Source organism: Phytopseudomonas dryadis, from assembly GCF_004327355.1.
In the GTDB taxonomy this organism is placed as follows: domain Bacteria; phylum Pseudomonadota; class Gammaproteobacteria; order Pseudomonadales; family Pseudomonadaceae; genus Aquipseudomonas; species Aquipseudomonas dryadis.
In genome coordinates this window covers 25,198-38,606 of the sequence record NZ_QJUM01000040.1, presented here as the reverse complement: position 1 = coordinate 38,606, position 13,409 = coordinate 25,198, and the positions used below count along the sequence as shown (strand labels likewise).

At 63.5% G+C, this 13,409-nt stretch carries 14 protein-coding genes and 1 pseudogene; 5 read left to right on the top strand and 10 right to left on the bottom strand.

The window, feature by feature from the left end; genetic code table 11:
* Positions 1-529: 529 nt before the first annotated feature.
* Complete coding sequence (locus tag DNK34_RS23705) at positions 530-1,189, top strand: TIGR04211 family SH3 domain-containing protein (RefSeq protein WP_131177736.1); 660 nt, start codon at positions 530-532, stop codon at positions 1,187-1,189.
* 92 nt (positions 1,190-1,281) lie between these two features.
* Here the strand turns inward: DNK34_RS23705 and DNK34_RS23700 are convergent, their stop codons facing one another.
* From DNK34_RS23700 to hrpA, 4 genes are all read right to left on the bottom strand, one after another.
* Complete coding sequence (locus DNK34_RS23700; protein WP_242675390.1) at positions 1,282-1,647, bottom strand: bacteriorhodopsin; 366 nt, start codon at positions 1,645-1,647, stop codon at positions 1,282-1,284.
* Entirely contained in the window at positions 1,634-1,960 is a 327-nt protein-coding gene (locus DNK34_RS23695; protein WP_131177734.1) for a hypothetical protein, read from the bottom strand. Before DNK34_RS23695 ends, DNK34_RS23700 begins: the two co-directional genes overlap by 14 nt.
* Positions 1,936-2,109: a hypothetical protein gene (locus tag DNK34_RS25525; RefSeq protein WP_165497350.1), complete on the bottom strand. Its 174-nt coding sequence runs from the start codon at positions 2,107-2,109 to the stop codon at positions 1,936-1,938. Before DNK34_RS25525 ends, DNK34_RS23695 begins: the two co-directional genes overlap by 25 nt.
* A 170-nt stretch (positions 2,110-2,279) precedes the next feature.
* Positions 2,280-6,362, bottom strand: a complete 4,083-nt coding sequence (hrpA, locus tag DNK34_RS23690) for an ATP-dependent RNA helicase HrpA (protein ID WP_131177733.1) — start codon at positions 6,360-6,362, stop codon at positions 2,280-2,282.
* Positions 6,363-6,534: 172 nt separating this feature from the next.
* Here hrpA and DNK34_RS23685 point away from each other — a divergent pair, with 172 nt between their 5' ends.
* Positions 6,535-7,239 carry a hypothetical protein gene (locus DNK34_RS23685; RefSeq protein WP_131177732.1) on the top strand — a complete coding sequence of 235 codons (705 nt, stop codon included), beginning with the start codon at positions 6,535-6,537 and terminating at the stop codon, positions 7,237-7,239.
* 103 nt (positions 7,240-7,342) lie between these two features.
* Here DNK34_RS23685 and DNK34_RS26025 read toward each other — a convergent pair.
* Positions 7,343-7,465, bottom strand: a pseudogene (locus tag DNK34_RS26025) (MFS transporter); the annotation flags it as partial.
* 469 nt (positions 7,466-7,934) lie between these two features.
* On the opposite strand from DNK34_RS26025, the gene DNK34_RS23675 reads away from it, so the two are divergent.
* Both DNK34_RS23675 and DNK34_RS23670 read left to right on the top strand, forming a co-directional pair.
* The gene (locus tag DNK34_RS23675; RefSeq protein ID WP_131177731.1) at positions 7,935-8,177 is read left to right on the top strand and encodes a hypothetical protein; all 243 of its coding nucleotides are present in this window, start codon (positions 7,935-7,937) and stop codon (positions 8,175-8,177) included.
* On the top strand, positions 8,170-8,472 hold the full coding sequence (locus DNK34_RS23670) for a LasR-specific antiactivator QslA (protein ID WP_131177730.1): 303 nt from the start codon (positions 8,170-8,172) through the stop codon (positions 8,470-8,472). Before DNK34_RS23675 ends, DNK34_RS23670 begins: the two co-directional genes overlap by 8 nt.
* 124 nt (positions 8,473-8,596) lie before the next feature.
* Here the strand turns inward: DNK34_RS23670 and DNK34_RS23665 are convergent, their stop codons facing one another.
* Positions 8,597-9,763 carry an MFS transporter gene (locus DNK34_RS23665; RefSeq protein WP_131177729.1) on the bottom strand — a complete coding sequence of 389 codons (1,167 nt, stop codon included), beginning with the start codon at positions 9,761-9,763 and terminating at the stop codon, positions 8,597-8,599.
* Positions 9,764-9,857: 94 nt separating this feature from the next.
* Here DNK34_RS23665 and DNK34_RS23660 point away from each other — a divergent pair, with 94 nt between their 5' ends.
* Positions 9,858-10,751 (top strand): LysR family transcriptional regulator, encoded by an 894-nt coding sequence (locus DNK34_RS23660; protein WP_131177728.1) that lies wholly within the window; start codon positions 9,858-9,860, stop codon positions 10,749-10,751.
* 558 nt (positions 10,752-11,309) lie between these two features.
* Here DNK34_RS23660 and DNK34_RS23655 read toward each other — a convergent pair.
* The 4 genes from DNK34_RS23655 to DNK34_RS23640 all read right to left on the bottom strand — a co-directional run bounded on the left by DNK34_RS23655 (position 11,310) and on the right by DNK34_RS23640 (position 13,360).
* On the bottom strand, positions 11,310-12,053 hold the full coding sequence (locus tag DNK34_RS23655) for a hypothetical protein (protein WP_131177727.1): 744 nt from the start codon (positions 12,051-12,053) through the stop codon (positions 11,310-11,312).
* 229 nt (positions 12,054-12,282) lie between these two features.
* The gene (locus tag DNK34_RS23650; RefSeq protein ID WP_131177726.1) at positions 12,283-12,486 is read right to left on the bottom strand and encodes a hypothetical protein; all 204 of its coding nucleotides are present in this window, start codon (positions 12,484-12,486) and stop codon (positions 12,283-12,285) included.
* Positions 12,487-12,551: 65 nt separating this feature from the next.
* Positions 12,552-12,848: a hypothetical protein gene (locus tag DNK34_RS23645; protein ID WP_131199534.1), complete on the bottom strand. Its 297-nt coding sequence runs from the start codon at positions 12,846-12,848 to the stop codon at positions 12,552-12,554.
* A 14-nt stretch (positions 12,849-12,862) separates the two neighbouring features.
* Positions 12,863-13,360 carry a MarR family winged helix-turn-helix transcriptional regulator gene (locus DNK34_RS23640; protein ID WP_131177724.1) on the bottom strand — a complete coding sequence of 166 codons (498 nt, stop codon included), beginning with the start codon at positions 13,358-13,360 and terminating at the stop codon, positions 12,863-12,865.
* Between the last annotated feature and the right edge of the window lie 49 nt (positions 13,361-13,409).

Genomic DNA, 13,409 nt, shown 5'->3' with positions numbered 1-13,409 from the left:
CGGGTTTGCTGCAATCCTGTAGCAGCCGCAACCCCGCGACGAATGCTAGCCACGCCACGGACTCTGCGGGATGGCCGCAATCGCATCGCCCCGAGGTCGGGGCTCCTACCCGAACACGGATTCGCTGCAATCCTGTAGGAGCCGCGACCCCGCGGCGAATGCTAGCCACGCCACGGACTCTGCGGGATGGCCGCAATCGCATCGTCCCGAGGTCGGGGCTCCCACACTCGCGACACGGTATCGTTGAGGCGACACCGGGGGCGGCGAGGAACCCACCCGTTCTCGCGCTGTCTTTCAGCAGTCGGCCCAACGGGTGGCGCGCATGGCCTTTCGCCATTTCTGGTGACTGCGTCTGCCGGCCCAGCCTGATCGTGTTCATGCCTACCGAAAATGGCCAGGTGCCATTTTTCACGTCGCACCGCGACGGCCCGCCGGGGAGGCGCCAGGATGGCGGATCACAAGAAATCGTCTGGCCGGCTTTATCGCGCTGATTTCCGCGCTTCGTTCCACCGCCAAGTGAAGATTGTCCATGCCCCTACACCGCCGTTTTCCCGTCCGTATCTCCCCCTTCCAGCTGCGCGCCTGTGTCCTCGGCGGCCTGCTCATGGCCGGCGCTGCGGCGCACGCCCAGGAGCCAGGCGGCAACGCACGCTGGGTCAGCGACAGCCTGAATACCTATGTGCGTAGCGGGCCCACGGATGGCTACCGGATCGTCGGTACCCTCACCTCCGGCACCAAGGTCGAACTGCTGCGCACCCAGGGCGATTACAGCCAGGTGCGTGGCGACAACGGCAACGCCGTATGGATTCCCAACAGCGACCTGCAGGACGTGCCCGGCCAGGCCGAGCGCCTGCCGCAGCTGGAGCAGAAGGTGAGCGAGCTCAACAGCGAACTCGCGGGCATCAACGACACCTGGGAGACCCGCGTGCAGGGCATGCAGGAGACCCTGGACTCACGCAAGACACTGATCGACGAGTTGCAGGCCACGCGTTCGGCGCTGGACATCGAACTGAACCAGGTCCGCGCCGAACTGCGCGAGGCACAGGCGCAACTGGGCGACGAGAACAAGCAGGTGCTGATGCGCTACATGGTCTATGGCGGCAGCATCGCCGGTGCCGGGCTGCTCGCCGGCCTGATCCTGCCGACCATGCTGCGGGTACGGCGCAAGCGTAACGACCAGTGGATCTGATGGACTCAACGCAGGCGCAACGGGGACGGGATTCATGCAGAGTCGTCCAGCGACCAACCCGCCCCTCGTCAGCGCTGCGTCCTAGACCACGGCTAAAGCGCGGCGGAGGGGTAAAGCGGCGAAGCAGCGGCGCCATAGAGCAGTGCCAGGGCGCCCACTGCCAGCAGGTTGAGCAGAATCCTGCGGCCTTTGCCGAAGCCGGCGAACTCCTTCGCCGCACTCGAGGCAAATATCAGCAGTACCAGCAACAGTGCTGGCATCGACACCAGCCAGTCGGCCAGCCGGCTGTTCATCAGCCACTCACTGTTCGGATACAGATGCTGACTGATCGCCTGGTATTCAGGCCGAGCGTTGACCATTCCCCAGTAAGCGGCAACGGTGATCAATTGCACAATCAGCAGGATGATATTGGCGGCCGTCTTCAGGCGGCGAAAGCGAGTGGCGTCATGGCTGTGCACAGAGCGCACTCCCATTGCGGGTCTTGCCCATCATGTCCTTGATAATCCCCCGAACCCGTGTGTCCGCTATCTGGCCGCCCGTGGATTCGACCCGAATCTGACTGAGCGAAAAATTCGATTCATTATTCGCGTCATACACGGTGAAGGTGACATCCACTTTGCCACTGAAAGCCAACGTCCCTTTCAACTCCACTTCGCCAAGCTTGCCGACCAATGACGTTCTGTTGCAGAGCCACCCATGCTTGACGGCATCGATTTTCATCCATGCTGTTTCGATGTGGCCGGCGATCAACGTACCACTGTTGCCACCCATTTCAGGGCCTGCTGCGATACCAAAAATGTGGAGGGATTTTCCGAGCTCGAACGCCTTATTTGAATATAAACGCCGCTGAACAGGCTGAAGCCGATGCTGGTCTTGGGTATCGCGGCCCCGACTCCACTGGCCAATATCTTCATTTCCATCACATTCTCCCTAATGCGTATTCAAGCTGGAAGCTTCCCGCTCACCTTCGTGTGTGAGCAGAGTCAGCATGCCAAACGAGCGCTCCGTTCACCGTGAGAGACCACGCAAAAAAAGACAGGCCCTCACCCCACGGCCAGGGCGGTGGATCGCTCGGTCTCAGCGGCTCGCCTCAAGCCTCCACCTGGCTCCACTGCTTGCTCAGGCGCTTGTCCGACACCGCCATCTTCGTCCCCAGTTGCTGGGCGAACAGGGAGACGCGGTACTCCTCGAGCATCCAGCGGTAGAGCACCAGGTTGGCGTCGCGCTTGCCTTCCTGCAGGTGCTTGCCGAGGCGCGCCTGGTACTGTTCCCAGTAGCCGGCCAGCTCACCACTCCACACGCGGTCGCGCTGCAGTTGTGCGGCGATCTTGTCGAAGCGTTGTTCGATGGCCTTGAGGTAGCGCGGGACTTCCTTGAGCCATTCGGCAGGGGTTTCGCGAACGAAGCCGGGATACACCAGGTTGCCCAGCTGCACCTTGATGTCGTTGAGCGCCACCGCCTGGGCCAGGTCGATCTTGCCCTTGAAGCGCTTCTGCAGACCGTGCCACAGCTTGAGGATTTCCAGGGCCAAGCGGGCCAGCCGTTCGGCGTGGTCGGCCCAGGCACCGCGTTTTTTCTCGGCCAGGGCGGCCAGCGCAGCGCCATCGCGAGGCAGTGGTTGTTCGCCTTCGAGAATGCAGCTGTCGAGGCTGGCCAGGAGGATGTCCTCGACCAGCCCATCGACCCGCCCCAGGTCGCGGTGCAACAGGCCCAGTTCGGTCAGGCCCGGCAATTTGCCACGCAGGAACTTGGCTGGCTCGGCCAGCTGTTGCAGCAGCAGGCGCTGCAGGGCGCGGCGGTGCTGGAACTCGGCTTCGGCCTGGGTCGGGAAGCGTCCTTCCTTGACCACCCCGGCCTCTTCCACCAGGGCCGGGAACACGGTCATGGAAAGCCCGGCGACCTTTTGCTGTGTTTTCTCGGCGACCTGGGCGAAGACCTTGGCCTCCACCGGTTTCTGCACCTTGTCGGCCTGCGGGATGGCCAGTGCGGCCTGGCTGGCCTCACTGAAGCGCGCCGTCAGCTCGGCCAGATCACGGCCTTCGCCCAGGAATTTGCCATGGGTATCGACCACCTCGATGTTCATCTTCAGGTGATGTTCGAGCTGCCGGGTCGCTTCGATCCACGCTTCGTCATTGATGCGCACGCCGGTCATGCGCTGCAGTTCGCGGCCCAGGCTTTCCGGCAGGCTGCCCTGGCCGAAGGTGAGCTTGCCCAGGGCCGCGCCGACGAAATCCGGCACCGGCACGAAGTTCTTGCGCAGCGCCTTGGGCAGGCCGCGCACCAGATCGATGGCCTTGGCCTCGATCAGCCCCGGCACCAGCCACTCCAGGCGCTCGCCCGGCAGCTGTGGCAACAGCGGCGCCGGCACGCGCAAGGTCACGCCGTCGCGCGGGTGATTGGGTTCGAAGTGATAGATCAGCGGCAACTGCAGTTCGCCGATGTGCAGGGTATCGGGATACTGCGCGGCAGTGACTTCCAGCGCCTCGCGGGCCAGCACGTCTTCCTCGCGCATCATCAGCAGTTGCGGCTCGATGGCGCTCTCGCGCTTGTACCAACTCTCGAAGGTCGCCGTCTGGTAGATGTCCTGGGGAATGCGCGCCTCGTAGTAGGCGAACAGGGTTTCCTCGTCGGCGAGAATGTCGCGGCGGCGCGCCTTGGCCTCCAGTTCGTCGAGCCTTTCCAGCAGCACACGGTTGGCGTTCAGGCACTTGGCGCGGCTGTTGATCTCGCCGCGCACCAACCCTTCGCGGATGAACAGCTCGCGGGACGCCTGCGGGTCGATGGGCCCGTAGTGCACGGGGCGGCGGCCGACCACGATCAGGCCGTACAGGGTCACCTGCTCAAAAGCCACCACCTGGCCGCGCTTCTTCTCCCAGTGCGGCTCGAAGTGGTTCTTCTTGATCAGGTGACCGGCCAGCGGCTCGATCCAGTCCGGCTCGATCTTGGCGACCTGGCGGGCGAACAGCTTGGTGGTCTCGACCAGCTCGGCGGCCATGATCCAGTTGGGTTTCTTGCGGCCGATCACCGACGACGGATGCACCCAGAAGCGCCGCTGGCGGGCACCGAGGAAGTCGCCCTCCTCGGCTTTCTGGCCGATCTGGCTGAGCAGGCCGCTGAGGATCGCCTTGTGCACCGCCGCATAACCCTTGGCGCGCTGCGCGGCTTCGCTGGCCTCGGCCTGCTCGCGGAGGATCACGTTGACCTTGGTGTCGGTGGTCGGCGCTGCATGCTGAGCTTTTTCGTAGGGTGGACGGCCGGAGCCGTCCGCCTGGGTGGACAAGCCTGCGGCGTTGTCCACCCTACCAACTGAATCGCCCGCAAGCGGGCTCCTACGGGAAGCGTTATCGCCCAGTTGCAGATCCCTGGCCAGCAGCACCAGTTGCCGATGGGCATCACGCCACTCGCGCAGGCGCATGTAGTTGAGGAAGTTCTTCTTGCACCAGCTGCGCAACGGGTTGGAGCCGAGCTCCTGGCGTTTTTCCTCGAAACCGCGCCAGAGGTTGATCAACGCGGCGAAGTCCGAATCGACATCCTTCCACTGCGCATGGGCCTGGTCGGCGGCCTGCTGGCGATCCATGGGTCGCTCGCGCGGATCCTGCACCGACAGCGCACTGGCGACGATCAACAGTTCCTGCAGGCTGCCGAGCTTGGCGGCCTCCAGCACCATGCGGCCGAGGCGCGGGTCGATGGGCAGGCGCGCCAACTGACGCCCCAGCGGGGTCAGTTGCCCTTCGCGGTTGACCGCCGAGAGCTCCTGCAGCAGGTTGAAACCATCGCTGATGGCCTTGCCATCCGGCGGCTCGATAAAGGGGAAATCCTCGATGCTGCCCAGGCGCAGATGCAGCATCTGCAGAATCACCGCCGCCAGGTTGGTGCGCAGAATTTCCGGATCGGTGAACTCGGGCCGACCGAGGAAATCTTCCTCGCTGTACAGCCGCACGCAGATACCCGGCTCGACCCGCCCGCAACGGCCCTTGCGCTGGTTGGCGCTGGCCTGGGAAACGGCCTCGATGGGCAGGCGCTGCACCTTGGCGCGGTAGCTGTAGCGACTGATCCGCGCCGTGCCGCTGTCGATCACGTAGCGAATACCCGGCACCGTCAGCGAGGTTTCCGCGACGTTGGTGGCCAGCACGATCTTGCGCCCGGCCATGGGCGCGAAGATCTTCTGCTGCTCGGCAGGCGTCAGCCGCGCGTACAGCGGCAGCACCTCGGTAAAGCGCAGGTTGGCCTTGCGCAGCACTTCCGCGGCATCGCGAATCTCGCGTTCGCCAGGCAGGAAAATCAGCACGTCGCCCGGGCGCTTGCCCTCGGCATTCTCATGGGCGGCAATTTCGTCCAGCGCGGCGAGAATGCCCTGATCGACGGTGAGGTCGTCGAGCAGACGCTCGCCCTCCTCGTCCACCTCGGCGGCCAGCGGCCGGTACCAGGTTTCCACCGGATAGGTGCGGCCGGAGACTTCGACGATGGGTGCATCATTAAAATGCTTGCTGAAGCGTTCCAGATCGATGGTCGCCGAGGTGATGATCACCTTGAGGTCGGGCCGACGCGGCAGCAGGGTCTTCAGGTAACCAAGCAGGAAGTCGATGTTGAGGCTGCGCTCGTGCGCCTCGTCGACGATCAGCGTGTCGTACTTTTCCAGATAGCGATCATGCTGGGTTTCGGCGAGCAGAATGCCGTCGGTCATCAGCTTGATCAGCGAACTGTCCTTGCTCTGATCCTCGAAGCGCACCTGATAGCCGACCAGCTCGCCCAGCGGCGTGCCGATCTCCTCGGCGACCCGCGTCGCCACACTGCGCGCAGCCAGGCGCCGCGGCTGGGTGTGGCCGATCAGGCCGTGCTGGCCACGGCCGATCTCCAGGCAGATCTTCGGCAACTGGGTGGTCTTCCCCGAACCGGTCTCGCCCGCGATCACCAGCACCTGATGCTTGGCCAGCGCCGCCTTGATCTCGTCGCGCTTGGCAGCGATCGGCAGCGCATCGTCGTAACGCATCACCGGCACGCTCAAACGCCGCGCCTCGACCTTGGCGCAGGACGCCTGGAAGCGCTCCAGCCATTGCGCCTGTTTGGCTTCGTCGGGCTTCTTCTGCAGCTCGTGCAACTGCCGACGCAGACGATGGCGGTCGGCGATCATGGCGTGGTCGAGGTTATTCTGCAGGGTGGCGAGGTCGGTCATCAGGTCAGCGGCAATCAGGGCAAAGGCGCGATTGTCGCAGATTCCGTGCCGATACGTGCAGGCCAGACCATTGATAGTCAGCGGCGAGATAGAGACGTCCGGGAGCAGCTGATTTCGGCCAGAAGGGTCGGTTTGACCTATAGTAAATCTGCCCCCTTTTCAGCAGATACCGATGAACACGCCAGTCAAAACGTCTCATGAAAGCGCCATGCGCGTTATGCGAATCGCCGCAGGTCTGTTCCTGCTCGGCATACTGGCTCCCGGATACAGTCAGAGTGGGCAGACGCCCTTCGAGGCACCTGCTGGCCCCTATGTCGGCCAGTTGCAGGTCGAGGCACACCCAAGGCGTGGCGGCGCCCCGATGCGTGGTTCGGGGAGCGGAAGCGCCGAGCTGCAACACCTCGCTGGGGATCGGTTCAGGCTTATCGTCCACGGCAACATGGACGGCGTGAAAGGCCAGGATGGCGAGGCGGGAAACGCAGGTTTCGTGATCGATGGCCGCATGGAGCAGGAGGGCTGGTTCGCGAACGAAGGTGGCATCCAGATTGCCATCAATCGACAAGGACACGTAACCGGAGAAGGGCTCGTGCAAGGCGACCGCTATCAATTCTCGGGGCTGTTTTCTGCCGCCAGCGCAGAGCTCGAGGTCGCCATCCAACCGGGAGCGGCTCCCGGCGCCACCAAGGGCCCAATGTCGAGCTTCCGGTTCATCTACCAGCTCGCGCGACACGACGCAGACAAGCAGGACGATACCCCTTCGACATCGGAACGGCGTAAGCCCGGTGGATGCCGCCATATCGTGTACCAGCCTCGCATGATCGCCAACATCGGGGGCGGGATGATGAGCTCTGTGCAAGTGCCCGTATGCGTACCCTGAGGCCAACGCTCTGGCAAGCTATCGAGGGGGACGGGTTTATTTATAAATCAAACCGTCCACGCCTAGCCGCTAGCAGCCACTCATCAATAGCGGCCAGCAGCCATCACCGGCATACCGCCGCCGCAACCGCTCTGGAACGCCAGGCCAACCCCAACACCATCAGCAGCCCCAGCCCCGCTATCGCCGCGCCGGCCAGGGAAATCGCCGGATAGCCCAGCCCCGTGGAGGAAAGGGGACATGGAGGAAAGGAGGAAAGGGGACAGATTTATTTACTAGCCGGAATCAACGCTTTGTCGATAGCAACGCCCTCGGCCTCCACTCCTCAAACCTTGCCCATTCCCTCCCCCCACGCTACAGTCCTCCCGTCACGGTAAATCCCGTGACCGGGTGTGGTAGCCCGACTCACACGAAGGCGCGGTAGCGCCATAGTCGAGAGCAGGCGCTTTTTTTGTGCCTGCTGTTTTCTCGTGCATTTATGGCGGGCCGTGTGAGGCAGGCTTCGGCCTGGCCGGCCTTCCTTCGTGAGTCGGTCTACCACCCTTGCACGGTCCGCCTCCATATCGTGTGGTAGCGAATGGAACGCGGCTCCTTAAATTCACGAAGGAGCATAAGGAAAATGCACTATCCCCCTTTTACCCAAGGGCTCCGCCCTGGGCTGCTGGCTGTCGTGCCGACTTCCCTCCTGGAGGTGCCGCATGAGCCGTCCTGAATCCGTCGTTGTCCCCCTCCCGACGCCGCCGAACCCGTTGCAGAGCCATGTGGCCGATGATTGCTGGGTTCAGGCTGCATTCGAGTATCGGGCGGCGCTGTTGGCCAAGCTGCTCAGGCGTATGCCGCAGCAGGAGCTGGCGGATACCACCAGTGCACTGCTCAGCGAGCTGATCGTGCTTTACCGCCAGGCCATCAGCCAGGCGCACGGGAGGGCCGAGCATGATTGAGCGGCAATGGTACTTCACTCATCTGCCGGCACATGATGGGCAACCAGCCGCGGCCTGCGGCTGGGGCGAGAACCGCCAGGCGCGGTTCACCCATGGCGCGCAACAGGCGCAGCCCTGGCTGGACGAAGCCAACAGTGGCTGGCGGAGGGCCAATCTGCTGCTGGAGCGCCAGCCGTTCCCGCCGGGTGCTCAGCGCCATGCCTTCGAGCTGGGCCTTCTCAGGCGCATTCACCAGCGCCGGTGCTCGCCCTTGGGTGGCGGGCATCTGGCACGACGCACGGAGTTGCGGTTGTAGGCAGGCAAGCGGTGGGCTGCGTTACGCGGCCCGCCGCTTGGTATCACATCAGGCTGCGCTGGCACACACCGACAGAGGCTGTGCCAGATTCCTGCGGGCAGCACGCGCCCTGCTCTCGCCAGCGTCACACCACCGCAGCCGCAACCGCCCTGGAACGCCAGGCCAACCCCAACACCATCAGCAGCCCCAGCCCCGCCATCGCCGCGCCGGCCAGGGAAATCGCCGGATAGCCCAGCCCCGCATTGATCACCGCGCCGCCCAGCGCCGCGCCAATCGCATTGCCCAGGTTGAAGGCGCCGATATTCACCGCCGAGGCCAGGTTGGGCGCGTCCTTGGCGGCTTCCATGACGCGCATCTGCAGCGGCGGCACCAGGGCGAAGCTGGCGATGCCCCAGATCAGGATGGCCACGGCGGCCGGCAGCGGCCAGCGCATCAGTACGGTGAACGCCAGCAACACCAGAATCAGCACGCTCAGCGAAACGATCAGGGTGCGGTCTATCGAGCGGTCGGCGGCCTTGCCGCCCCACAGGTTGCCCAGGGTCAACCCGATGCCGAACAGCACCAGCATGGCGGTGATGAAGGTGGTGGAGGCATGGGTCTGGGTGGCGAGGATCGGCGCGATGTAGGTGAAGACGGTGAACATTGCACCCGAGCCGACCACGGTCAGGGCCAACGCCCCCAGCACCGGGCCATGGCCCAGCACCCGAATTTCAGCCAGTGCCCCAACGCTTTTCGGCAACGGCACGTTGGGCAGGGCAAACCACAACGCGGCCATGGCCAGCACGCCGAGGCCGGTAATCCCCCAGAATGCAGTGCGCCAACCGAACAGTTCGCCGAACCAGGCGGCCAGCGGCACACCGCCGATGGTCGCCAGGGTCAGGCCCATGAACATGGCCGCCACCGCCCCGGCACGTTTCTCCGGGGCGACCACGCTGGCGGCGACGATGGAGCCAACGCCAAAGAACGCACCGTGGTTCAGTGAGGTCACCACCCGGGCGATCATGAGGCTGGTGTAATCGGTGGCCAGGGCGGACATCAGGTTGCCCAGGGTGAAAATCGCCATGAGGCCGATCAGCAGGTAGCGCCGGGGAATCCTGCCGGTGGTCAGGGTCATCAGCGGCGCGCCGAGCAGCACGCCCAGGGCGTAGGCGCTGACCAACAGGCCTGCGGCGGGAATGGAAACGCCGAGATCCGCAGCGATGCCCGGCAACATGCCCATGGGGGCGAACTCGGTGACACCGATGCCGAAGGCACCCATGGCGAGCGCTACGAGGGGTGGATTGATGTGCATGAAAGGCTCCTTATCTATGCCGCGAATGATAGGATCCATCCTTTTCAGGCGGTAGATGGCATTTCTGGCATGCACCTTTGCGCACGGAGCACAAATGGACGTCAACGGCAGGTCGGGTGAAATGGGCGTGTTCGCCACGGTGGCGCAGGAAGGCAGCCTGTCGGCCGCCGCGCGTGCATTGGGGCTGACACCTTCGGCGGTCAGCCGGATCATCGCGCGTACCGAACAACGTCTCGGCACCCGCCTGCTGCTGCGCACCACCCGAGCGATCACCTTCACCGCCGAGGGCGAGGCTTACCTGCGCGGCGCCCGGCGTATCCTGGCCGACCTGGCCGAGGTCGAAGACGCCATCGCCGACCAGGGCGTACCCAGGGGCCGATTGCGGGTCAGTGCCGCCCTCGGCCATGGGCGGCTGGCCATCGTTCCCCTGGTGGCAGCATTCAGCGCCCGTTACCCGAACATCGTCGTCGACCTCACCCTCGGCGACGAAGTGGTCGACATTCTCGGCGGCCAGGCCGACGTGGCGGTACGCTTCGGCCATCTGCCCGACAGCCCGCTGACCGCACGCAAGATCGGCGACACCGGCCAGGTGGTGGTGGCTTCGCCCGAGTATCTGCAGCGCCATGGCACACCCCAGGAACCGGAAGACCTGCTACGGCACAACTGCCTACGCTTCAACTTCCGCCGTGCCGAACCCAACTGGCCGTTCATCCGCGACGACAAAGAGTTTTCCCTGAAGGTCAGCGGCAATATCGAATGCAGCAGTGGTGAAGCGCTGGCACAACTCGCACGGGTAGGTGCCGGCATCGCGCGTATCGGCGAATTCAGCGTGGCAGAGGATCTGCAGCGCGGCGACCTGGTGCCGCTGCTGCAAGCCTGGAACCCCGGCGACCGGGAACCGATTCATGCGGTGTTCGTAGGAGGCTCGGCAATGCCGGCGCGGGTGCGGGTGTTCGTGGATTTTCTGATCGAGCATCACCGGCTGTAATCGCCTGCTGAAGACCTTAGAAGTGGGCAGGCCCCTCTGGATCAGCGGCAACGAGGCAATCGCAGCCGTTATCTGGATACCGTCTTGCTCCTTGGTCTGCAAAAGCCCGTTCGCAGTCTGGGTTCGCACGTAGGAGCGTCGACCCCGGCGCGATGCGATGGCGGCCATGCCGCAAAAATCGCGGTATGGCCACGATTCGCCGCGAGGTCGCGGCTCCTACACGAGTCGGGTAATTCTGCGCTTGTTGTTGAATCCCGTAACGCATCGCTTTAGGACGTAGGGTGGACAACGCTTTTCTTGTCCACCGTTACGATTGCCGGATGGTGGACGGGTCGGGCCGCGCAGGTGAAGCGTCGTCCACCCGACGACCTGATGGCAATGGCCAGCCGCTTGCGCCCGGGCAGCGGGCATTTCCGTAGCCATCGGCCAGCTCCGGCCATCTGAGACTCAACCCCGGGGATCGGCTGCACGACGTCCAATCAAGAGGGCTTGCAACTGATCGGAGTGCCGTAAAGACGCGGTCGGCCAAGACGCCGACCACCCATCGTGGCTGGCATCTCAAGCGTAGACCGAGACGATGCCCTCGTACTTGAAATCGGGAGCACTCACCCAGTTGCCATCGACGAACTTCTCCCAGCCACCATAACGAACCTCGCCATTGGCGGAGATTTGATTGAACCAGTTGTTGCCGACCCAACTGCCATCGCCCTTCTTGGCTGCATTGATCTCCTTGCCGATATCCACCGTCTGGGCAAAGTTGCCCATGTCGAGATGGTACTTGCCATACATCGACACGTTGTCAGCCGCCACGAAATCGATTTGAAGCTGGGCGTAGCGGTTGGCGGCGCCGACCAGTTGGCTGGAGGCATTCAAGGCGCTCTCCACCCGTTCTGCCTGTTGCTTGGTCAGATCTCCGGCACTGGTCAGGACGAGGCGGCCCTGAGGGTTCACGCTGAATCCGAATTCCTTGCCAGCAAGCTGAGGCTCCCTGGCAACCAGCGTCTTCATCACCTTGTCGTAATCGGCTTCCACCGACGTGTAGGCGCTCCCGGTGTCGCGGAACAACTCACGCGCCACCAGCTCGGAGGTAATCGGGCGGCTCACCTGCCGATACAGGTCGAACGAGCGCGTATCCTCCGGCACGTCCGAGACGTTGGATTGCGAGAGCACCGAAGCATGCAGTGAGGATTCCGGCGCGACTTCAACCTGCGCAGGCAGGGCCTGTGCTTGTGTCCTCTGCCCCGCGCTCGCGACCTTGGATTGCCATGTGGACAGCGTGGCCGGCAGTGCTCCGATCTCCATAGCAGTCTCCCTTCTCGGTTGTGATCCTGCCCATGTAGTCGGCAGAAGTGCGGGAAATCTTAGGGCTGTTGACATTTCAGCATGACCGCGCCGAAGCCCTGCGGCTTGCGCTGAAACGTCAACAGACCCTAGAACGTAGGGTGGACAACGCTTTTCTTGTCCACCGTTGCGATTGCCGAATGGTGGACGGGTCGGGCCGCGCAGGTGAAGCGTCGTCCACCCGACGCCCCTACGGCCGGCTTACCAACACGGTCAGGATGATCGCACCCGGCAGCACAGCCAGGATCAAAAACCCGATGAAGGTCGGAAAGAAATACAGGTAGCTGTTGGTGTCCTTGTAACGCCCCCCGGTCAGGACCCTCAGCACCCACAGACCGAACACCCTGAAACCGCGTTCGATCAGCGTACCGATGAAGTTCAGAATCTCATCCATGATGCCAGCAAACCTCTTCGTCCGAGCCCGGCCTACCGACCTAGTCCAGATAGCGCCCTGCCTGCTCAGTGATTCAGGCAAAGCAGAAACAGCAGATACAGCCCGAATCCCACGACCGGCAGCAGATGCCATAGGTTGGACAGCCAAGGCGCCGAGTTCAGGTAGCCGACGATCAGCAGGCCCGCAGTGAATATCGAGATGGCCGGTAGCAGCAGCATCAGGCTCGACAGCAGGCGATCCTGGAACGGCGTCAGCTCGCTGTGGTTGGCGAGCGCAGCGCCGGAAAACACCACGAACAGGCCCTGCAGGCCTGCGAAAAACAACTGGCCAATCACTCCAATGATCAATGCCGTGAGAGACATGGGCTCGCTTCCTTTCATTCACCCGGTTGCAGATTGGCCAGCAGCTTGCCGGTGAGCGCATGCAGCTGCTGTTTTTCCTCGTCGCTGAGGGCGGCGAGAACGCGCTGCAGGTTATCAACATGGGCGCTGAGCATGCTATCGATCAGTTCAAATCCTGCCGGCGTCAGGGCCACCAGAATTCCACGGCGGTCGCTCGGGTGCCGGCGCCGCTCGATCAGCCCGGCTTTTTCCAGGCGGTCTATACGGCTGGTCATGCCGCCCGAGGAGATCATCGCGCTCTCGTACAGCGCGGTGGGCATCAGTGCATAGGGCTCGCCTGAACGGCGCAAGGTAGCGAGCAGGTCGAATTCACCGGCCTGCAGGCCGTGCGCGGCGAAGAACGGCAGCAGGTGATCGCGGCTGATGACATGGGACAGTTCGCCCAGGCGACCGATCACCGCCATGGCGAATCCGTCCAGATCCGGGCGTTGCTGTTGCCACTGCTCGGTGGCCAGTTGTGCACGATCCCGCATGTCGCCCTCGATTTATCTTGCCATCAAGATACTTTTCAAAAAGAATGTT